The sequence below is a fragment of the Roseateles chitinivorans genome (genome assembly GCF_050632235.1).
Taxonomy (GTDB): domain Bacteria; phylum Pseudomonadota; class Gammaproteobacteria; order Burkholderiales; family Burkholderiaceae_C; genus Roseateles; species Roseateles chitinivorans_A.
In genome coordinates, this window is record NZ_CP192584.1 from 5400565 (window position 1) to 5422515 (window position 21951).

General features: G+C 70.1%; 15 protein-coding genes. 9 read left to right on the top strand and 6 right to left on the bottom strand.

The features are described 5' to 3' along the window. Positions 1-25 precede the first annotated feature (25 nt). Entirely contained in the window at positions 26-1465 is a 1440-nt protein-coding gene (locus tag ACQ859_RS24600; protein ID WP_431263173.1) for a peptide MFS transporter, read from the top strand. 7 nt (positions 1466-1472) lie between these two features. Here the strand turns inward: ACQ859_RS24600 and ACQ859_RS24605 are convergent, their stop codons facing one another. Continuing rightward, entirely contained in the window at positions 1473-2204 is a 732-nt protein-coding gene (locus ACQ859_RS24605; RefSeq protein ID WP_431263174.1) for a helix-turn-helix domain-containing protein, read from the bottom strand. Positions 2205-2509: 305 nt separating this feature from the next. Here ACQ859_RS24605 and ACQ859_RS24610 point away from each other — a divergent pair, with 305 nt between their 5' ends. The 4 genes from ACQ859_RS24610 to ACQ859_RS24625 all read left to right on the top strand — a co-directional run bounded on the left by ACQ859_RS24610 (position 2510) and on the right by ACQ859_RS24625 (position 10343). Next, the gene (locus ACQ859_RS24610; protein WP_431263175.1) at positions 2510-4690 is read left to right on the top strand and encodes a TonB-dependent receptor; all 2181 of its coding nucleotides are present in this window, start codon (positions 2510-2512) and stop codon (positions 4688-4690) included. Between the two features lie 10 nt (positions 4691-4700). Further along, entirely contained in the window at positions 4701-6728 is a 2028-nt protein-coding gene (locus ACQ859_RS24615; protein ID WP_431263176.1) for a serine hydrolase domain-containing protein, read from the top strand. Positions 6729-6797: 69 nt separating this feature from the next. Continuing rightward, a complete protein-coding gene (locus tag ACQ859_RS24620) occupies positions 6798-8828 on the top strand; it encodes a serine hydrolase (RefSeq protein WP_431263177.1) in 2031 nt (676 codons plus the stop codon). Positions 8829-8879: 51 nt separating this feature from the next. Beyond that, positions 8880-10343 (top strand): M81 family metallopeptidase, encoded by a 1464-nt coding sequence (locus tag ACQ859_RS24625; protein WP_431266647.1) that lies wholly within the window; start codon positions 8880-8882, stop codon positions 10341-10343. Here the strand turns inward: ACQ859_RS24625 and ACQ859_RS24630 are convergent. After that, positions 10240-12018, bottom strand: coding sequence for a M24 family metallopeptidase (locus ACQ859_RS24630; RefSeq protein ID WP_431263178.1), 1779 nt, complete (start codon positions 12016-12018; stop codon positions 10240-10242). The two genes, ACQ859_RS24625 and ACQ859_RS24630, sit on opposite strands and share 104 nt — an antisense overlap. 54 nt (positions 12019-12072) lie before the next feature. Here ACQ859_RS24630 and ACQ859_RS24635 point away from each other — a divergent pair, with 54 nt between their 5' ends. Together ACQ859_RS24635 and ACQ859_RS24640 are read left to right on the top strand one after the other, a co-directional pair. Continuing rightward, the gene (locus tag ACQ859_RS24635) at positions 12073-13665 is read left to right on the top strand and encodes a PLP-dependent aminotransferase family protein (protein WP_431263179.1); all 1593 of its coding nucleotides are present in this window, start codon (positions 12073-12075) and stop codon (positions 13663-13665) included. Positions 13666-13725: 60 nt separating this feature from the next. Beyond that, complete coding sequence (locus ACQ859_RS24640; RefSeq protein WP_431263180.1) at positions 13726-13971, top strand: helix-turn-helix domain-containing protein; 246 nt, start codon at positions 13726-13728, stop codon at positions 13969-13971. Positions 13972-13992: 21 nt separating this feature from the next. On the opposite strand, the gene ACQ859_RS24645 is transcribed toward ACQ859_RS24640, so the two are convergent. The 3 genes from ACQ859_RS24645 to ACQ859_RS24655 form a co-directional block, all read right to left on the bottom strand. Next, a complete protein-coding gene (locus ACQ859_RS24645; protein ID WP_431263181.1) occupies positions 13993-14427 on the bottom strand; it encodes a hypothetical protein in 435 nt (144 codons plus the stop codon). Between the two features lie 79 nt (positions 14428-14506). Further along, positions 14507-15538 (bottom strand): FecR family protein, encoded by a 1032-nt coding sequence (locus ACQ859_RS24650; protein ID WP_431263182.1) that lies wholly within the window; start codon positions 15536-15538, stop codon positions 14507-14509. Positions 15539-15540: 2 nt separating this feature from the next. Further along, positions 15541-16128 carry an RNA polymerase sigma factor gene (locus ACQ859_RS24655; protein ID WP_431263183.1) on the bottom strand — a complete coding sequence of 196 codons (588 nt, stop codon included), beginning with the start codon at positions 16126-16128 and terminating at the stop codon, positions 15541-15543. 245 nt (positions 16129-16373) lie between these two features. On the opposite strand from ACQ859_RS24655, the gene ACQ859_RS24660 reads away from it, so the two are divergent. Both ACQ859_RS24660 and ACQ859_RS24665 read left to right on the top strand, forming a co-directional pair. After that, the gene (locus tag ACQ859_RS24660; protein ID WP_431263184.1) at positions 16374-18809 is read left to right on the top strand and encodes a TonB-dependent receptor domain-containing protein; all 2436 of its coding nucleotides are present in this window, start codon (positions 16374-16376) and stop codon (positions 18807-18809) included. A gap of 13 nt (positions 18810-18822) precedes the next feature. Next, the gene (locus ACQ859_RS24665) at positions 18823-20148 is read left to right on the top strand and encodes an MBL fold metallo-hydrolase (protein ID WP_431263185.1); all 1326 of its coding nucleotides are present in this window, start codon (positions 18823-18825) and stop codon (positions 20146-20148) included. On the opposite strand, the gene ACQ859_RS24670 is transcribed toward ACQ859_RS24665, so the two are convergent. Next, on the bottom strand, positions 20135-21679 hold the full coding sequence (locus tag ACQ859_RS24670) for a methyl-accepting chemotaxis protein (RefSeq protein WP_431263186.1): 1545 nt from the start codon (positions 21677-21679) through the stop codon (positions 20135-20137). The two genes, ACQ859_RS24665 and ACQ859_RS24670, sit on opposite strands and share 14 nt — an antisense overlap. Positions 21680-21951: the final 272 nt, after the last annotated feature.

A 21951-nucleotide genomic window follows, 5' to 3' on the forward strand; every position in this document is an offset into this window, starting at 1 on the left:
AACTTCCGCCGGAGGGACCGCGACGATGAGCGCCACCATGACCACGCCCAGCACTGTCCTCGACACCGCCGCCGCCACGACGGGCCCCCGCGCCACCTGGTTCGGCCAGCCGCGCGGGCTCACCGTGCTGTTCCTGACCGAGATGTGGGAGCGCTTCTCCTTCTACGGGATGAGCGCGCTGCTGGTCTATTACATGACCAAGCAGCTGCACTTCACGCAGGCCGACGCCTCGCTGATCTACGGGCTGTACACGGGTGGCGTCTTCCTGACGCCGATCGCCGGCGGGTACCTCGCGGACCGCTGGCTGGGACGGCGTCTCGCCATCGTGATCGGCGGCAGCCTGATGGCGGTCGGGCACTTCGCGCTCAGCTGGGAGGCGCTGTTCTATCCGAGCCTCGTGCTCATCGCGCTGGGCAACGGCCTGTTCCTGCCCAACCTGCCGAGCCAGGTCGGCGACCTGTATGCCGAGGACGATCCGCGCCGCGGCGGCGCCTACAACGTCTACTACGTCGGCGTGAACCTCGGCGGCCTGCTCGCGCCGCTGGCCTGCGGCACGCTGGGCGAGGTCTACGGATGGCACTGGGGCTTCGGCGCCGCGGGCGTCGGCATGTGCGTGGGTCTGGCGATCTATCTGCTCGGCGGCCGGCATCTGCCGCAGGACCGGCCGCGCGACGTGTCCACACGGGCGGCCAACGCCGCCAGTCCCGACGCGGCGGGATCAGCGGGATCGGCAGGATCCGCGGACGCATCCGCCGGAGCTGCGAGACGCAAACCCGGCGCCGCCGCGATCGTCGTGCCGCTGCTGCTGGTGGCCCTGTCGGTGATGGTGTTCCGCAGCGCCTACGCGCACAGCGGCAACACGCTGGCGTTGTGGGCGGACACGAGCGTCGACCTGCATGCGTTCGGCTTCGCGATCCCGGTGACCTGGGTGCAGTCGCTCAATCCGCTGTTCGTCTTCCTCTTCACGCCGCTGCTGATCCGCGCCTGGCGGCGCGCCGCCGTGAAGGGCCGTGAACCCGCGCCGGCACGGAAGATGGCGATCGGCGCGGCCGGCGTCGCCGCGGCCTACCTGCTGCTGGCGGCGATGGCCGCGATGTCCGATGGCAAGCCGGTCAGCGGGCTGTGGCTGGTGGTGTTCTTCGCGGTCTACACGATCGGCGAGCTCTACATCCTGCCGGTCGGGCTGGGCCTGTTCGCGCGACTCGCGCCGTCAGGCATGGGCGCGACGGTCATCGCGGCGTGGTTCCTCGCGGCGTTTGCGGGCAACCTGTTGTCGGGGGTCGTGGGACGCGCCTGGGAGTGGCTCGGGCCCGCAGGGTTCTTCGTGCTGCTCGCAGCGCTCGCTGCGGCTTCGGCGATCGCGCTATTGGCGCTCACGCCGATGCTCAGGAAGCTGGAGGATGGATCACTGCCGCGGCCGCTGGCCCTCACCCCTGCCCTCTCCCGCAAGCGGGAGAGGGAGTAAGAAGGGCTCAGCGCTTTGAGCCGCGCGACTTCGTGGCTGCGGCCTTCGTGCCCTTGCCCGAGGTGGTCGGTGCGGGCGCCGGTGCCGGCTCCTGCAGACGCTTGGACACATCGATGAAATGCTGGCTGAACCCGTCCGGCGTGCCGCTGCTGCGCGGCGCGCAGGTCGCGAGCACGCGGCAGCGCTCGTCGGACGCCTTCAGGTAGGCGTGCCCCATCTCGCTGTCGAAGTAGATCGAGTCGCCGGTCTTCAGCACCACCGGCGCATACAGCTCGCAGTGGAAGGCGATCTCGCCCTCCAGCACATACGCGAACTCCTCGCCGGGATGGCGGATGAGGTCGCCGAACTCCGCCTTGAACTCCTCGAGCGTGCGCGCATTGACCTCGGCGATCAGCGGCGTGACGCGCTTGTTCAACAGCTCCGTCGCGAGGTAGAGCTGCTGGTAGCTCTCGGTCACGACCTGCTGCCCTTCCCCGGCGCGCTCGACGATGCGGCGTCCGCCGCCGCCCGGCGCGGCGCGCGAGCCGGGCACGTCGGCCAGCAGCTCCGCCATGTCCACGCCCAGGCCCTTGCTCAGCAGCATCAGCTTGTCGTAGGACAGGGACATGTTGCCCTTTTCCAGTTTGGAAAGCGTCGACACCGCCAGGCCGGTCCGCCCGCTCACGTCGCTGAGCGTCAGGCCCAGACGGCGTCGCACGCTGCGGATGTGGTCACCAGGAAGGTTCGAATCGATGGCCATGGTCGAGGGAAGCAAACAGTGAAGCGATCTTAGCAAGGCGGCCCCGGCGGACCACCGCGATCACCCTGAGTTGAAGCTTCGCGTCATAGCAGCTAAGGTTTCCACCAATGTGAAAGCTTTTTCCAAATTGGAAACTTGTGGTTCAACTTCGCCCGCCTCGCCAGGAGTCCACCGAATGAACGCCTCCCCCGTTCCCGCCGACCAGCGCCTACTGCACGATCGTCACGGTCCATGCGGCCCACGCGTCGATTCGCCTTCGCGCCGCTGCTGCTGCCCTGCCTCGCGGCGCTGCACGCCACGTCGGCATGGAGTCAGGCGGCCGCGCCCGCGGCGCCCCTGCATCGGCGGCTGCGGCGTCGTCCGCCGGCGTCGTCGAGAAGGACGGCGACCGCACCGCGGCCAAGGCAGAGAAGCTGGAGGTCGTGACCGTCACCGCGACGCGCCGCCGCGAGCCGCTGCGGGACGTGCCGCTGCGCGTCGAGACCATCAGCACCGAAGGCCTGGAGCGATCCGGCGCGGGCTCGCTGGTGGACTACGTGGGCAGCCTGCCCGGCGTGGACGTCAGCAGCGACGGCGGCCCCGGCCGCGGCCAGGTCAGCATCCGCGGCATCAACGTGGGCAGCGCGGGCACGGCGACGGTCGGCACCTATGTCGACGAAGTGGCCTACGGCTCCAGCACCGCCTTCGGCGGCGCGGCGGTGGCGGCGCTCGACATGTCGCTGCTGGACCTGCATCACATCGAGCTGCTGCGCGGCCCGCAGGGCACGCTCTACGGCGCGGGCGCGATGGGCGGCCTGCTCAAGTACGTCACCAACGAACCCGACACGCTGGAGTTCTCCGGCAAGGTCGGCTTCGGCCTGCGCGGCATCAAGGGCGGCGCGCTCGGACACACGGAGAACGCGGTGGTGAACGTGCCGCTGAGCGCCGGCGTCGCCGCGCTGCGCGTGGCCGCCTTCAACGACCACGACGGCGGCTACATCAAGGCCTCCGGCCTAGCGCCGGGCAAGCACGTCAACGACGGCGACACGCGCGGCGGACGGGTCTCGCTGCTGCTGGAGCCGATGTCGAAGATGAAGGTCCGCCTTTCTGCGGTCGACCAGAAGATCGAGCGCGACGGCACCGGCGTGGTCCAGTACGACGTCGCGACCGGCAAGCCGATCCACGGCGACCTGACCCACGACCTGTCGATCTCCGAGCCCTACAGCATCCGCACGCGGCTGCTGTCGGCGGACGTCGACTACGACTTCGGCTGGGCGCGCCTGAACGCCATCGTGTCGAGCCAGCGCTTCAACGGCGACACGCTGCTGGACGCCACCGAGATCCTCGGCGGCGGCGCCTTCGACTTCGTTCAACTGGACAACCGCACCAAGCTGCGCAAGGAAACGCAGGAACTGCGCCTGACGTCGGCGCGCGGCACCGTCGAATGGCTGGTCGGCCTGTATCACAACAAGGAACGCAACAACTACAACCAGCGCCTGTGGGGACTGCCCACCGGCGCGGACGCCGACATGGAGCTGGTGCGCGTGGGCCAGCCCGCGAGCTACGAGGAGAACGCCGTCTACGGCGACGTGACCTGGAATCCGACCTCGGCGCTCTCCTTCACGCTGGGCGCCCGCGTGGCGCGCAACAAGCAGGCGTACGAGACCTTCACCAACGACACCCCGGACTTCCCGGAGCCGGCCACGTCCAAGGACCGGTCGAACACCTACCTGCTGACGGGTCGCTATTCGCTCGACAAGCAGAGCAGCGTGTACGTCCGCGCCGCCAGCGGCTACCGTCCCGGCGGCCCCAACCCGCAGGCGATCGACGAGAACGGCCAGGTCATCCCCGGCGCGCCGACCTCCTTCGAGGCCGACACGCTCTGGAGCTACGAGGCCGGCTACAAGGCCGACCTGCTGGACCGGCGCCTGTCGCTGGAGGTCGCGCTCTTCGACATCCGCTGGAGCAAGCTGCAGCAGCCGCTCGCCTTCGGCGCGACGACGGTGATGGGCAACGCCGGCAAGGCCGAGGTCAAGGGGCTGGAGCTGGCGTCGCGTTACGCGATCAACGACGACTGGCGCCTGGAGGGAAGCCTGGCCTGGACCGACGGCAAGCTCAAGGAAGACGCGCCGGCCCTCGGCCCTTCCGGCGCGAGGCTTCCGAACTCGGCGAAGCTGTCCGTGTCGCTCGGCGCGCGCTACAACTTCGCGCTGGCCGGCAAGCCGTCCTACGCCAGCCTGCAGGTGCGGCACGTCGGCAAGCGCAACGCGGGCTACGACAGCGACACCACCTCCATCCCCAACTTCGTGATGCCGGCCTACACGCTGGTCGATGCGCAGTGGGGCATGGACTTCGGCGCGTGGCAGCTGTCGGCCTTCGTCCGCAACCTGACCGACAAGCGCGCGATCCTCGGCGCCGACACCGCGCTCACCGCCTTCGGCGGCCCGCTGCGCGCGACGCCGGCGCAGCCGCGCACGATCGGCGCCTCGGTCAACTACAACTTCTGAACGACGCCTCATGAAGCCACTGACCCCGCGCTTCGGCGCCCTGATGCTGGCCGCGCTCGTCGCGTTGACGACGTTCGGCGCGGCGACGCCGATCGCATCGGCCCAGACGCCGGCCACCGGCCCCAAGTCTGTGCCGATCGCACCGCTCTCCGCGACGGCGCCCGCCTCGGCGGCATCCTCCGCAATGGCGGCCGCGCCGGCCCCGGCGGCGAAGGCCGCCGCCCAGCCGATGACATTGGCCGACACACAAGCCTGGCTCGACGGCCTGATGCCCGCCGCGCTGAAGATGGCGCAGGTGCCCGGCGCCGTCGTCGTGATCGTGAAGGACGGCCAGCCGCTGATCCAGAAGGGCTACGGCTACGCCGACTGGGACCGGCGCGTGCCCGTCGATGCGGAGCGCACCCTCTTCCGTCCGGGCTCGGTGTCCAAGCTGTTCACCTGGACGGCGGTGATGCAGCTGGTCGAGCAGGGCAAGCTCAACCTGGACGCCGACCTCAACCAGTACCTCGACTTCAAGATCCCGCCGTTCAACGGCAAGCCGATGACGCTGCGCCACGTGCTCACGCACACGACGGGCTTCGAGGAGACGGCGCGCGACCTGATCACCTACACGTCCAAGTCGCCCGACCTGGGGAAGGTGCTGAAGGACTACATCCCGCCCGCGCTCTACGAGCCGGGCGCGCGGCCGGGTTATTCGAACTACGCGACGGCGCTGGCCGGCTACATCGTGCAGCGCGTCAGCGGCCTGCCCTTCGACGACTACGTCGAGCAGAAGATCTTCGCGCCGCTGGGCATGCGCCACGCGAGCTTCCGCCAGCCGCTGCCGCCGGCGCTGGCACCGCTGATGTCGCAGGGTTACGAGAAGCAGGGCGAGCCCGGCAAGGGCTTCGAGATCGTCAGCCTGGCACCGGCCGGCAGCCTGTCGGCGACGGGCGCGGACATGGGCCGCTTCATGCAGGCCTTCCTGCAGCAGGGGCAGCTGGGTGAATCGCGCATCCTCAAGCCGGAGACCGTGAAGCAGATGCATGGCCAGCTGACGAAGCCGATGTCGGAGCTGCTCGGCATCGGGCTGGGCTTCTACCAGCACGACATCAACGGCCATCGCGTCGTCGGCCACGGCGGCGACACCATCCTCTTCCATACCGACCTGCTGCTGTTCGTCGACGACGGCATCGGGCTGTACATCTCGGTCAACTCGCCGGGCAAGGACGGCCAGGGCAAGTGGCTGCGGGACACGGTGCTGGAGTCCTTCGCCGACCGCTACCTGCCGGACACCCGCCCCGCGACGCCGCGTCAGGTCGACGACGCCACCGCGAAACAGCATGCGCAGCAGCTCGCCGGTTCGTACCAGAGCACGCGCCGCGAGGACTCGACCTTCTTCTCGCTCCTGCCACTGCTCAGCCCGTTGAAGGTGCAGGCGCTGGACGACGGCCGCGTCGCGCTGGAACTGGCCGGCTCGCGCAGCGTGTTCCACGAGGTGAAGCCCTATCTGTGGGAAGAGGAACACGGCAAGCGCCGCCTGCAGGCCGTCGTCGAGAACGGCCGCGTCGTGCGATGGGGCCTGGAGCCCTACGTCTTCGCCTTCGTCTTCGAGCCGGTGCCGGCGCTGTCGAGCGGTCTGGCGCTGCTGCTGGCCGGGCTCTCGCTGGTGACGATGCTGCTCACGACGCTGCTGTGGCCGGTCGCCGCCGTGCTGCGTCGCAAGCATGGCGTCGCGGCGCCGGGCCGGTCGTTGCTGGCGGTCCGCGTGGCCAGCGTGCTGGTACTGCTCGCGGTCGCGCTGTGGACGCTGGTGTTCACGCGCCTCGAAGGCGACGGCGATCTGAGCGTCGTCCTGCCGCTCGCGCAAGTCCTGACCCTGGTCGCGTTCATCGGCGGACTGCTCGTGGCGCTGTGGCAGGCGCGGCTCGCCTTCAAGGGCGGCACGGCCGTCGGCAAGGCGGCGAAGGCGCTGGCCGTGATCTGGGTGCTGGCCTTTGCAGTGCTCATCGTGATCGGCGGGGCGCACCACCTGATGAGCTTCAACCAGAACTTCTGAACCCGAGGCTCCCGGGATGGAGTCGAGGCGCGCCCACAAGGCGCGCCTGTTTCGCTTGAAGGATGCTCGATGAACCCGATGAAGAGGGCCGGACTCGCCGGCTTCGTGACCTTGGCGCTGGCGTTGTCCGCGGCGTCGCTGTCCCATTCGCAGCCCAGCGGGCAGCCTGCGGCGATCCCGCCGGAGAAGCCGCTCGCGCCCAAGGTCGCCGCCACGCCGGAGCCGCCGGCGCCCTCCGCCTCGGCGCCTCGCGCCGCCGTCGCGCTGACCGCCGCCGACCTCGAGGCCTGGCTGGACGGCCGCGTCGCCTACTCGCTCGAGGCCGGTGACATCGCCGGCGCGGTCGTGTCCGTCGTGAAGGACGGGCAGGTCCTGTTCCAGAAGGGCTACGGCTACGCCGACGTCAAGGCCAAGGTGCCGATGAGCGCCGAGACCTCGATGGTTCGGCCGGGCTCGACGTCCAAGCTGTTCACCTGGACGGCGGTGATGCAGCAGGTCCAGGCGGGCAAGCTGAATCTGGATCGCGACGTCAACGACTACCTCGACTTCAAGATCCCGCAGACCTTCGGCAAACCGGTCACGCTGCGGCATCTGATGAACCACACGGCCGGCTTCGAGGAGGGCCTGAAGGACCTGCTCGCCTACGACCCGAAGCTCGCGCCTTCCAACGAGGACTACCTCAAGCAGCACCCGCGCCCGATGCTGTTCGCGCCGGGCCAGGCGCCGGGCTACTCCAACTACGGCGTCGCGCTGGCCGGCTACATCGTGCAGCGCGTCTCCGGCGAGCCCTTCGACACCTACGTCGACCGCCACATCTTCCAGCCGCTGGGCATGCTGCACTCGACGACGGCGCAGCCGTTGCCGGCGAAGTTCGAGCCCTTCATCGCCAAGGGCTACCGGCAGGCGAGCGATCCGGCGCCCTCCCCGTTCGAGCTGGTCGTCACCGCGCCCGCGGGCAGCGGCAGCGCGACGGCCGCGGACATGGCGCGCTTCATGCTCGCGCATCTGCAGCAGGGCAAGTTCAACGGCGTCGAGATCCTGAGCCCCGCCACCACCGCGCTGATGCACAGCCCGTCCGCGCCGGCGCGGCCCGGCTTCAACGTGATGGCGCACGGCTTCTTCCGCGAGTTCCGCAACGGCCGCACGCTGCTGGGCCACGGTGGCGACACCATCGTGTTCCATTCCGACCTGAGCCTGCTGCCGGACGAAGGCGTCGGCATCTTCGTGTCCTTCAACAGCCGGGGGAAGGACTCGGCGGTCTACCTCGCGCGCAAGGCGCTGATGGAAGGTTTCCTCGACCGCTACTTCCCCGGCAAGCCGGTCGTCGATGCGCCGGCGCTGGCGTCGGCGACCAAGGATGCGCAGCTGATCGCGGGCCGTTACCAGACCTCGCGCCGCGTCGAGCACGGCTTCCTCAGCGCGCTCTACCTGATGAACCAGACGGTGATCGCCGCCAATCCTGACGGCACGATCCTGGCGCCCTCGGGGCCGACCGGCGAGATGGCGACCTTCCGCGAAGTCGCACCGCAGCTGTGGCGCAAGCAGGGTGGGCTGCAGGAACTCGCCCTGGCCGACGTCGACGGCGTGAAGACGGTGATCGACAGCGAGAACCCCGTCTCCGTGCTGCAGGAAGCGCCCTTCCTGCGCTCCGCGCCGTTGACGCTGAGCATCCTCGGCCTGTCGCTGCTGGTGCTCGCTGGCGCGCTCGTCGCCTGGCCGGTGGGCGCGCTGCTGCGCCGGGCGGATCGGGCCACCAGCGGCGCGTCTGCGGCGCTGCACCGCCTGCGCCGCTGGCAGCGCATCGCCGTCGTCATCGACCTCGTCTGGGTGACCGCCTGGCTGGTCCTGATCATGCCGGTGCTCAGCACCGATCTGGCGCTCTACAACGGCGGCAACGACTGGCTGTTCGGCCTGATGCAGCTGAGTGGCGTGTTCGCGGTCGCGGCGGCGCTCGTCGGCGTGTGGGTCGCCTGGAAGCTGTGCCGCGTCGACGCGACGCGCCTGACGCGCGTCTGGGGTGTGCTGGTCGCGCTCGCGCTCGCAGGCATCGTCTGGATCGGCGTGGTCGGCCAGTTGATGGCCTTCAACCTCAACTATTGAGCGTTCATGAGCATCACCAACGGCACGAGCGCCGCCAGCACCGGGCGGTCCATGAAGTTCTTCATCGCCCACGTCGCCACCGAGACCAACACCTTCGCGCCGGCGCCGACGGGGCTGGGCGGCTTCGAGGAATACGGGATCTTCCACGGCGACGCGAGCCGCCGCGATCCCGAGGGCACGGGCGCGTTCATGCGCTTCCTGCGCGAGCTGATCGAGGCGGACGGTCACGAGGTCGCCGAGAGCCTGTGCGCCATCGCGCAGCCGTCGGGCCGCACGGTGCGGCATGTCTACGAGGCCTTGCGCGACGAGATCCTCGCCGACCTGCGCGCGGCGATGCCGGTCGATGCGGTGCAGTTGCTGCTGCACGGCGCGATGGCCGCCGAGGGCTACGACGACTGCGAAGGCGATCTCGCGGCGCACATCCGCGAGATCGTCGGACCGGGCGTCGCCATCGGACTGGAACTCGACCTGCACTGCCATCTCACGGCGCTGATGCAGCGCTCGGCGGATGCGATCGTGGCGTTCAAGGAGTACCCGCACATCGACGCGGAGCCGCGCGGGCGCGAGCTCTACCGGATCCTCGTCGACACGGCGGCGGGTCGCGTGCGGCCGGTGACGTCGACCTTCGATTGCAAGATGGTCGGCCTCTGGCACACGACGCGCGAGCCGATGCGGTCCTTCGTCGCGCGCATGCAGGCGCTGGAACGCGCGCCGGGCGTGCTCTCCGTGTCGCTCGGCCACGGCTTCCCGTGGGGCGACGTGCCCGAAGCGGGCGCGAAGCTCTGGGTCGTGACCGACAACGCCCCCGCGCTCGCGCGCTCACTCGCTGAGCAGTTGGGCCGCGAGTTCTGGGAGTTGCGCGACGCGATCGCACCGGAGCTGATCGATGTCGACGGCGCGCTCGACCGCGCGCTGGCGCTGGGCGAAGGTCCGGTCGTGCTGGCCGACATCGCCGACAACCCCGGCGGCGGCGCGCCGTGCGACAGCACCTTCCTCCTGCGCCGCATCGTGCAGCGCGGCATCGGCAACGTGGTCGTGGGCGCGCTGTGGGATCTCGGCGCGGTGCACATCTGCCGCGACGCGGGCGTGGGCGCGGAGCTGGACCTGCGCATCGGCGGCAAGTGCGGACCGGCCTCGGGCGATCCGCTGGACCTGCGCGTGGTGGTGCGCGCGGTGGTCGAGGATCACACGCAATCGGCGCTCGGCACGCGCGAGCGGCTCGGCACCTGCGTGCGGGTCGAGGCGGCGAACGGCGTGCACATCGTGCTCTGCTCGATCCGCACGCAGACCTACGGCACGGACGCGTTCACCGGCCTGGGCCTGACGCTGGAGAACAAGGCGCTGATCGTGGTGAAGTCGACGCAGCACTTCCACGCGGAATTCGCGCCCATCGCCAAGGCGGTGCTCTACGTCACCACGCCCGGCGCGATGAACTGCGACTTCGCGAGCACGCCGTATCGGTTGAGGTCGCTGGACTACTGGCCGAGGGTGGCGGATCCGCACGGGTTCGGTTGACGCATGAGCACGTCCTCGAAGAAGGCGCCGATCGGCCGCACCTGATCGCGGACCTGGATCTCCAGCACCCAGAGGCCCTCCCCGGCGCGAAGCCGGCCTGCGCCAGCTTGTGCCGGCCGTAGAGCGCGTGTGGGAAGTCGGACACGCGGTGCCCGGCCATCTCGCGGACCAGCGTGCAGCCGTGGCGTTGCGCCGCCGTCTCCGCCAGCGCGTAGAGGTCCACGCCGCTCGCGCCGGCCACCCACGCCGCGCGGGCTTCCGCGAACACCGCGCGCGCGGCCTCGGCGCAACGCCGATGCGCCTCGTCGGCGCCGAAGACGAAGGTGTCGCCGTAGTCGCCTTCGTAGCCGTCCCACACCGGGCCGATGTCGATGAAGACGATGTCGTCCACGCGCAGGCGTCGCGAGGGATCGCCCGGCTCGCGCGAGGTGCAGGTCGTGTCCTCGCCGAAGCGCACGATCGTCGGATGCCAGTTGCGCTGCGAGCCCATCGCGCGCAGCCGCTCATCGGCCAGGAGACGCGCCTCCTCCCCGGACATGCCCGGTCGCAGCAAGGCGGCGATGTCCTGCACGGCGACGATCGAACGCTCACGCGCCGCCACGATGCCGGCGAGGTCGAACTGCGGCCCGCTGCGTTCCCAGTCGTGCGGCGCATCGTCCCGACCACTGGGAACGAACGCGTCGGCATGCCAGCGTGCGGCGGGCAACCCGGCGGCCTGCAACGCCAGACGCGCATCACGCAGCATCCCCGGATGACCGCAGGCGTGCACGCGCACGCTCGACCAGTCGTGCCCATCCGCCAGCGCATGGTCCTGCACATGGCGTTGCAGGGCGCCGTCCTCCCCCGCGTGGCCCTTCGTCGCTTCCGGCGACACCGCCTGCCAGCGCAGCCGGCCATCGGCCGCCGCCCAGGCGTCCAGCTCATCACCGGCGTAGTGGTCGGCCGCATGGCGTCCGCCCCAGTACAAGGTGACGGCAGGCGTCGCGGGATCGGCCAGCGCCGCCTGCAGCAACGCCCGCACGCCGGCGTAGCCCGTGCCGGTGGCCAGCAGCACCAGCGGAGTGTCCGGTGCGGGCATCGCGGGCGCGCCGAACGGCGCCTCGGCGTCCAGCACCGCTCCGGGCATCAACCCGCCCAGCAGCGCGTCGGAGAAGCGGCCGCCCGGCACGCGACGGATCTGCAGCTCGAGGGGATCGCGCGGATCCTCGCGACGGTTGGCGATGGAGAAGCAGCGGTGGTCGCCGTCGGGCAGCCGGATGCGCAGGTGCTGACCTGCGTGTGTCTCCACTTCGCGGCCTGGATCGAGCACGAGTTCCACGACATCCGGACTCAACGGTCGGCGCGCGAGCACGCGCATCTCGAGTCGCTGCGGCGGCGCTTGAGGGATCCAGTCCGGGACCTGCAGGACAACCTCCCCGCGCGCGCGCACCTGGCACATCAGCACGCGCCCCGGGCCGGGATCGATCGCGGTCGCCGAAGCGGTCGAGGCGTGTTCGACATCGCCTGAGACGCAGTCCGCAGCGCAGGATCCGCACGCGCCCCGCTGGCAGGAGAACGGCACCGAAAGCCCGGCCGCCAGCGCGGCATCGAGCACGCTCGGATGAGCGGCCATGGGCACGCGCACACCATGGGGCATGAGGGTGAACGTGTCGGAGGAGGCGTCGAGGACTTGCATGGAGAGCGATCCTGCCTACACTGTGGCCTCCCCGGAACAGCCACTTCCAACCTTTTGAGCAAGCCACTTCCACGCGGCGGATTGCCGCGCGGCTCGACGGCCGCCAGCGCGCCTTTCGACCTGCCCGCCCTGCCCCTTGTCGATGGCGAGACGCGTCAGGCGTGGGTGTATCGCCTGCTGCGGGAGGCCATCCTGCAGGGGACGCTCAAGGCGTGCATGCGCGTGCCGTCGTCGCGCGCGCTCGCGCAGCGGCTGTCGGTGGCGCGCTCGACGGTCGAGGTCGCCTTCGATCAATTGCGCGCGGAGGGTTACGTGGCCGGCGTGGTCGGCTCCGGAACCTACGTGAGCGCCACGCTGCCCGACCAGTTCCTGAGCCCCGAGCGATCGGCGCGAGCGGCGAAGGCGATGCCGACCCCGGTGCCGATGCCGATGCCGATGCCGATGCCGATGCCGATGTCATCGTCGACGCCGATGTCTGCACCGATGCCTCTGTCGATGTCGTCAGGGGTGCCTCGCTCCGCCACCGCGCGTCCGACCCGCCACGATGCGACCTTCGTCGCGCGGGTGGCCGACGCGGCGTTGTTCCCGCTCGCCGAGTGGCGCAGCCATCTGCAGGCGGCGGCTCGCGGCACGCAGCTGCAGGCAAGCGCCGAGGACGATGCCTTCGGCGCGTGGGAACTCCGGACAGAGGTCGCGCGGTACCTCGGCGCCGCACGGGGAATGTCCTGCGATCCGGCCCAGGTCATCGTTGTCGCGGGCATCCGCCAAGGCCTGAACCTCGCGGCGCGCGTGCTGCTGCGCGCGACGGACAAGGTGCTGATCGAGGACCCGGGGTACTCGCTCGCCGCCGACATCTTCGCGCCCTTCGCGCGACGCCTGGCCGCCGTGGCGATCGACGACGCAGGCTTCTCGGTCGCGCGGGCGCGCCGGCACGCCGGTGTGCGGCTCGCCCACGTCACGCCGGCGCACCAGTCACCGACGGGGGTGACCATGCCCGTCTCGCGCCGCCTGGAGCTGCTGAGCTGGGCGCGGGAGCGCTCGGTGTGGCTGCTGGAGGACGACTACGACAGCGAGTTCAACTACCGCAGCGCGCCGCTGCCCGCGCTCAAGAGCCTGGACAAGGACGACCGCGTCATCCACTGCGGCAGCTTCAACAAGACGATGTTCGCCGACCTGCGCATCGGCTACGCCGTGGTGCCGCGGGCGCTGGTGCCCGCCTTCGCCGCGGCCTGTCGCGCGATGGGGCCGTCGGTCGGTCTGATCGAGCAACGCGCGCTTGCCGCGTTCATCGCCGACGGTGGACTGGCGCGCCACATCCGGCGCACGCGCGCCGTGTATGCGCGGCGGCGGGAACGCGTGCTGGAAACGCTGCGCCAGGCGGTCGCGCCGGCGCCGCTGCGGACCAGCGGTGAACACGGCGGGTTCCACTTCACCTGGTGGCTGCCGGAGGACGTGCCCGCCGACGCCCTAGTGAAGGAGTCGACGGCGCGCGGGTTGCGACTTGAACTCGTGGCCGACTGCTGCCGGCGTGTGCAGACAGCGCCAGGCGTCCTGCTGGGCGACAGCGCGCTGGGCGATGAGTCCCTCGCCGAGGCGCTGCCCAAGCTCCAGGCCGCGATCACCTCGGCGCGACGGACCGGTCGTTAGGCAGCGTCGAGGTCGCGACCGCGCACCGATCGACTCGCCGTCCGGCGAGAATGCCGTCCCATGGCACAAGGCAAACGCATCTCCGTGGACATCGACGACGGCGCCCTCGAGGCGATCAAGGCGCTGGGCGCCGCGGCGAAGGCCGCGCGCACGGCCGCCGGCGAGAGTCAGGGCGCGGCGGGCACGCGCCTGGGCGTGCATGTCCAGACCATCGCCCGGATCGAGTCCGGCGAGCCCGGCGTCGCGATCGGGCATGTGTTCGGCATGCTGGCGCTCTACGGGATCAGGCCAGGACTGCCGGGCTGAGCCCTCCTCGTCCTCTTGGCGTCAGCTGCGCTTGACCATCAGGGCGCCTGCCTTGTCTCGCTCGATCGCCACGTACCAGTCCACGGGCAGCGCCGGAAGGACGCTGTCCTGAGGGACTTCGAAGTCGAGGTTCTCCTGCACACCATAGGTCGTAAGTCCCCGGACGGGATCGATCCAGAGGCCCCACACGGAAAGCAACTCGCCGGCCGTGCCCGCTTCCTCATGCTGGCGCCAGAACTCCGGTTCCTGTTCGCGCGCAAAGGCGCGTGCCATTGCGATCGCGTCGGGAAGGGCCGCCAGCACTTCTGGCAACTGCTGAAGGGCAAAGTCTGTACAAGCCGCCCTGGTCTCCTGCGCATGAAAGCGCACCCAGACCAGGATGCTACCGACCTGATATTCATCCCGATCGGCGTAGGAGCCCAGAAGCGCTGCGTCGCGATGATCCGGAATCTTCATGGAGCGCGAGTGCCCGTCCCGCAGGCACGACAGATGATCGGATCGCCGAGGATAGCCGCCACGGCAGATGATCACCGGATCACCGGATCACGATCTCGTCCCCGCGCTCCTCGACCTTGAGCCCGAACCCCGCGCGCAGCAGGCGCGCGAAGCCGTCGACGTTGTTCACGTCGAAGGTGCCGTCGATGCGGGTCTGCGCCGCGCGCTCGTTCTCGATGCGCAAGGTCCGCCGGTTGTAGCGGTTGAATTCCGCCGCCGCCTGCGCGAGCGTCATGCCGTCCAGCTGCAGCTGGCCCTGCATCCACGCCAATCCGCCGGCCACCGCCTGCGGCGTTTCATGTGCGAGCTTGAGAGAGGCCCGCGTCGCCTCGCCCACGTCGGCCGCCGCCAGCACCGCCGAGGCACCGGACTGGCCGTCCACCTGCACGCGCCCTTCGACGACCCGCACGCGCAGCCGATCGCCGTCGCGCCGCAGCGAGAACCGCGTGCCGATCACCGTCACCCGCTGCGCACCGGCATGGATCACGAACGGCCGCCGCGCGTCGTGAGCGATGTCGAAGTAGGCCTCGCCGCTGTCCAGCCACACGCGGCGCTCGCGCGCGTCGACCTCGGTGCGCAGCCGCGTGTCGGTGTTCAAGGTCAGCGACGAGCCGTCGGTCAGCGCCACCACCGCGCGTTCACCGACCGCGGTGACATGCGACTCGCCCGCGCGCCACGGCCACACGCCGCCAGGCTCGCTCAGGCCGATGCTCAACGCGAGGCCCAACGCGGCCGTCGCGCCCGCGCCCCAACGTGTCACGCGGCGAGTCCAGAATGCCGGTCGCGCGAACGTGCGGGACGGTACCGGGACGTCGGACTCATATTCCACGCCCTGCGAGCCTTGCGACCCCTGCAAGGCCTGCAGTCGATCCGCGCGCGTCCACGCGGACTCCAGGCGCAGGAAAGCGACCAGATGCGTCGTCGACTGCGCCAGCCAGTCGTCGAGCGCGCGTTGGCGGTCCGGGTTCCATCCCTCGCCGTCGCGCGCGGCAAGCCAGTCCGCCGCCATCGCGTCCACTGCCCTGGCTCCGGTGGCTTCGCCCTCCGCAGGGGTCCTGTAATTGCTGTTCATCGTCAATGCTTCCGCGTCGGCAGGTCCTGGCCCTGCGCCGCCTCGTGATCGTCCTGCGCGCGCCGGTCGCGCGTCTGCGTCCTTGCGCCGCGGTCGTCGCGGCCCATCGCCTGCGCCAGCGCCCGGATGCCCTTGGACACCTGCCGCTCGACCGTGTCCTCGGTGATGCCCATGCGCTCCGCCACCTCGCGCTGCGAGAGGCCCTCCACCTTGCGCAGCCGCACCACCTCGCCGCAGCGCGGCGGCAGGGCCGCGAGCGCCGCCTCGAGCAAGCGCAGCTCGCTGCGTCCCGCGAGGTGCCGCTCCGGGCTGAGTTCATCGGCCGTCGGCATCACGGCCTCCATGTCCGCGTAGGCCTCGATGGAGACGACCTGCGTGCGACGCGCCCGGTCGATCAGCAGATGTCGCGCCACCGACAGCACGAAGGCCGGCGCCGAATCGGGCCGCCGCTGCGCCGCGGCGTCGAACACGCGCGCGTAGACCTCCTGCCGGAGATCGTCGATCTCGTCGACGTCGCGCCAGTTCCTGCGCAGGAAGCGCATCAGCTGCGGCTCGTGGGGAAGCACCTCCTCCACGAACCAGCGTTTCAACTCATCGAGCGACACATCCCGCCCTCGCGTTCGACATCGCCGCAGATCGCAGCGTTCATCGTGATCTTCATCATTCCGTCATCCGTTCGTCATTCATCCAATCACCCCCTCTACTAGGACGAACGGCGGGCGCGGATCCGGTACGGCGGCCGCAGAAAAATAGTCCGGAAAATGTATGCCGGATCTCCGCAGCCGGCGCGTCTAAGGAAGGGAGACCTCCCTCCCCTTCCGCCAAGGATCCCGTCATGTTCAGTCCCTTCCCCTTCCGCCCCGCCGTGCTGGCCGTCGCGGTCCTGTGCGCCGCCGGCGCCCAGGTCCAGGCCCTGGCCCAGACGCGCGCGTTCGACTTCGACATCCCCGCCGGCGACCTCAAGCCCGCCATCGACCGCTTCGCCCGCGAGACCGGCGCCCAGATCTTCTACAAGGCCGATGACGTGCAGGGGCTCGCCACCAAGGGCGTGCGCGGTCGTCGCGCGGAAGACGAGGCCTTGCGCGAGCTGCTCGACGGATCCACGCTGACCTTCAAGCGCGACGGCACGCGCGCGCTGGTCATCTTTCGTCCCGGTGCCGACGCCGGGAACGGGACTGCCACCGCCGCCGCGACCCTCGCGAGCGCAGGAGACGCCGGCTCCGCGCGCGCCGACGACGCGATCAGCGCCCTCGACACCGTGACCGTCACCGCGCAGCGTCGGCCGGAGGCCGCGCAGAGCGTGCCCATCGCGCTGACCAGCTTCTCCGGCGCGACGCTGGACACCTACCGCGTCTCCAGCCTGCAGGACGTGTCGCGACTGACGCCGGGTCTGCTCGTCTCCGCGTTCAGCGTCTCCAATCCGACCATCGCGATCCGCGGCGCCAACAACACCTTCTCGCAGATGGGCGTGAGCAAGCCGGTGGCGGTCGTCGTCGACGACGTCTTCGTGCCCCGCAACGGCGCGGCCAGCTTCGAGCTCTTCGACCTGGAAAGCCTCACCGTCCTCAAGGGCCCGCAGGGCACGCTGTTCGGCCGCAACGTCACCGGCGGCGCGATCGTCATGAACACGCGCAAGCCCGTCTTCAACGAGCGCAGCGCCAAGACGCAACTGACGCTCGGCAACTTCGGCGCGGTCAACGTGGACGCGCTGGCCAACCTGCCGGTCGGCGACGACCAGGCGATCAAGCTGTCCGTCGCGACGCGTGATCGCGACGGCACGGGCCGCGACCGGCTCACCGGGCGCGATCAGGACGACCTTCAGAGCCGCAACGTCCGCGGTCAGTGGCGCGCCGCCCTCGGCGCCGACGTCGACGCGCTCGTCAGCGTGGACTACGGCGAGGACAGCAGCGGCGGACGCACGCTGTCGTCCGTGACGCTCGGCGACGACGGCGACCGGCGCACGTCCGAAGTCGGCGTCCCGCAAGGCTTCGACCGCACGCTGTGGGGCACTTCCGCCAAGCTCGAATGGACGCGCCCCTGGGGCGAGATCACGTCCATCACCGCCTTCCGCCATTCGAAGTCGCGCGAAGACTACTCGGGCGTCGGCGCCAACTACGCCCTGCTCACGACCGGCGCGCAAGCCGTCACCCGCGATGCGGAGCGCGTCGGCACCTGGTCGCAGGAGCTGCGCTATGCCAGCCCGCGCTGGGACGCGGGCCATCTGCAGGCCGGCGTGTTCTTCCTCGACGAGGACGGCTCACGCCGCCTCGGTCAACAGTCCTTCGCCGCGAGGACCGGCGCGCTCACCGCGTCGACGCTCGCGGACCAGCAGGTGCGCACGCGCAGCGCCTCGGTCTTCGCCGACGGTACCTGGCACTGGACCTCGACCGTGGACCTGACGGCCGGCGCGCGCTACACCTACGACCACAAGACGGCGTCCCTCGACCGCGCGGACCTCGTGCGTCCGACGGCGGGTTTCTCCGCGCACGACCTGCGCGCCTCGTGGAGCGAGTGGACCCCGCGCGTCGCGCTGAACTGGCAGCCGTCGCGGCAGATGCTGCTCTACGCCAGCGTCACACGCGGCTTCACCGCCGGCGGTTTCAACACGGACGCGAGCTCGCTGGCCGCGCTGGCCACGCCCTTCAATCCGGAGACGGTCACCAACCGCGAAGTCGGTCTCAAGTCCCAGTGGCTGGACAACCGGCTGCGCGTGAACCTCTCCGTGTTCGACATGGCCTACCGCGACAAGCAGGAGTTCGTGAACAACACGGTGACCGGCATCCTGAGCATCATCAACGCGAGTCGCGCCACCGTGCGCGGCGCCGAGATGGAAGTGGCGTGGAAGCCGGTGAAGTGGCTGGGCCTGTCGGCGACCTACGGCTACCTCGACGGCAGCTACGACCGCTTCGAGATCGGCAACATCAACTACACGGGCAACCCGCTCGCCTCGTCGCCGAAGAACAAGGCCTCCGTCGCCGCGGACTGGCGCATTCCCGTGCGCGACGGCTTCGCCGTCGGCGCGGTCAACTACGGCTGGCAGTCCGACTACAACACCGGCGCGGCCAACGATCCCAACCTCCAGATCCCGGGCTACGGGCTGTTGAACTTCAACGCGGGCTTCGAAGCCGCGGACCGGCGCTGGCGCGTCGTGGCGTGGGTGAAGAACGCGACCAACCGCGCCTACATCCTGACGCGATCCACGCAGGTCGTGCGCGCGGAGTACCTCGGTGATCCGCGCACCTTCGGCGTCACCGCGGCGTTCCGCTTCTGAGTCGGAGGTCCTCATGAACGTCAACGAACAACGCCGGCGCCTCGTCGGCGCCATGGGTCTGCTCGGGCTCTCGGGCTGCGCCGCCGTTCCCACTTCTGCCGTCCCCACCTCTTCCGTCCCCACTTCTGCTGGCTCCACTTCTGCTGGCCCTACGCTCGCTCCCTGGCAACCGGGCCAGCTCGACATCCACCACCTCGCCATCGGCCGCGGCAGCGCGACGCTGGTGATCCTGCCCGACGGCACGAGCCTGCTGATCGACGCGGGCGCCTCGGCCAACGCCACCGACGTGAGCGTCGCCACGCGACCGGGCCCGCAGCGTCGCGCCGGCGAGTGGATCGCGCGTTACGCGCAACGGCACCTGGCGCCGACCGGCGCGCGCGGCCTGGACTACCTGCTCGTCAGCCATCTGCATCCCGATCACCTCGGCGATGTCGCGCCGGGGCTGCCGCAGTCCCGGCACGGCAACTACCGCCTGACCGGCGTCATGGACGTCGCCGAGCGGCTCGACATCGGCACGCTCGTCGATCGCGGCTTTCCGGACTACCGGTATCCGGGCGCCGGCATCGAGCGGGCGCCGTTCGCGGCGAACTACCGTGCATACGTGACCGCGCGCCAGGCCGGCGGCGGCGCGGTACAGCGCTTCGAGGCGGGCACCGATCGGCAGTTCCTGCCGCGAGGCCATCGTCCCGTCGATGAACGCTTCGGACGTTTCGCCGTGCGCAACATCGCGGTCAACGGCGAGGTCTGGACCGGTCGCGGCGACGAGCGGCGAGCGACCTTCCCCGATCCCGCCACGCTGGCCGATCGCGACCGCCCCAGCGAGAACATGTGCTGCGCGGCGGTGCGCATCGAGTCAGGGCCGTTTCGCTACTTCACCGGCGCGGACCTGACCAGCGACACCTTCAACGGCGACCTGCCGTGGCGGGACATCCTCGGCGCCGCCGCGCGCGCGGCGGGACCGGTGGACGTCGCCACGGCGGACCATCACGGCTTGTACGACGGTGTCAGCGCCGACGTCGCACGGACCTTGCGCCCGAGCGCCTGGGTCATCCCGACCTGGCACATCTCGCACCCCAGCCTGCAGCAGCTCGAGCACATGTTCAACGAGCGCCTCTACGCCGGACCGCGCGAGGTCTTCGCCACCGAGGTGATGCACGAGAACGCGCTGATGCACCGCCGGCTGATGCAGAAGCTGCGCAGCACGCGCGGCCATGTGATCGTGCGCGTGGAGGCCGGCGGCGAGCGCTTCAGGATGCTGGTGACGGACAACGCCGACGAAGCGGATCGGGTGATCTACGAGTCCGCGCCAATCCGCAGCGGAGCGATCAAGCCAGCTTGAAGGTCGCCACGACCTTGACGAGCTGCTCGGCCTGGGACTTCAGGCCGCTCGCGGCCGCGGCCATCTGCTCGACCAGTGCCGCGTTCTGCTGCGTGGCCTGGTCGATGTGGGTGACGGCCTCGCCGACCTGGGCGACGCCGCTGGACTGCTCGCTGCTGGCGGAACTGATCTCACCGATGATGTCGTTGACGCGGCGGATGCTGCCGACAACCTCGGTCATCGTCTCGCCGGCCCGGTCCACCATCTTCGTGCCGTGCTCGACGCGCTCGACGCTGGCGGTGATCAGGCGCTTGATCTCCTTGGCCGCCTCGGCGGAACGCCCGGCCAGCGAGCGCACTTCCGACGCCACCACGGCGAAGCCGCGGCCCTGCTCGCCCGCGCGCGCCGCCTCGACGGCCGCGTTCAACGCCAGGATGTTGGTCTGGAAGGCGATGCCGTCGATGACGCCGATGATGTCGCCGATCTGACGCGACGAGTCGTTGATGCCCTTCATCGTCTCGACGACGCGGCCGACCACCTCGCCGCCCTGGATCGCCACGTCGGACGCGTTCTGCGCCAGCTGGTTGGCCTGGTGCGCGCTGTCGGCGTTGTGCCGCACGGCGGCGCTCAGCTGCTCCATCGAGGACGCGGTCTCCTCCAGCGAGCTGGCCTGCTGCTCTGTGCGCGCGCTCAGGTCCATGTTGCCCACGGCCATCTCGTCGCTGGCGGTCTGGATGCCTTCCGACGCCTGGCGCACCTGGCGCACGAGGTCGGTAAGGCCGTGGCTCATCTTGCCCAGCGAGCCGATCAGGTACGCGATCTCGTCGCGCCCCTCGACCTGCAGGCGCCGGGACAGATCGCCCTGCGCGACCGCGTCGACCAGCTCCACGGCCTGCGCCATCGGGCGGGTGATCGATCGCGTCAGCATCACGGCCAGCGTGATGCCCAGCGCGATCGCGATGACGCCCAGCACCTCCAGCTCGAACTGCGCCCGTGCCGTGTCGGCGGCGATGGTCTGGTTCATCTCGTCGATGACCTTGCGCTGGTAGTCCAGCACGGCCGTCAACGCGGCCACGTAGGCCGGCGCGACGACGCTGAACTCGCTGTCGTAGATGCGGTTGGCCTCGTCGGCCTTGTCGGCGCGCTTGGCCGTCATCATGCGGTCCCGCGCGTCGAGGTAGGCCTTGCGCGCGGTGTTGAACTTCTCCAGCAGCGGCTTCTCGCTGTCGGCGGTCGGCAGGTCCGCCAGGGCCTTGACGATCTCATTGCCGCGCGCGGTCGAGGCCTTCGCCTCGTCGCGGAAGATCGCCTCCAGCGTGCCGTCCGCATTCTTCGCGATCGCCTTGCCGCGGGTGACGCCGGCGACGACGTTGCGGAGCTGTTCTTCCAGCAGCCGCTCCTTGGCCAGTGGCGAGGCCATCATGCCCTGGACGGCAACCGAGGCACTGCTCAGTCGCTGCACGCTGAGCACCAGCATCAGCGCCAGCAGCAGCAGGATGAGGGCAAAGCCGGCACCAAGCCGGGTTCCGACGCGCAGGTTGTTCAGAGTCATGAGGACCTCATCCAGGACAGGGGAGTGATGCGGCCGGCGGGCTGGGGAAGGCCCCACCGGTTTGGTGCGCGAGCCTATGCGCTTGTTTCATCCGCGAACAGTGCGGATGCGGATGCGAGCGATGCGGGGGCGTGAACAGCTTGACGAAAGCCGGTCCGTTACGCGCGGATCGATGGAACCGTCGGTGACGGCTCGATGACAGCCGGACCGGCGACGCCGCTCGTCGGCGGGGATTGCAGTTCGTCCTGGTACGCCGACAGGGCGTCGTCTGG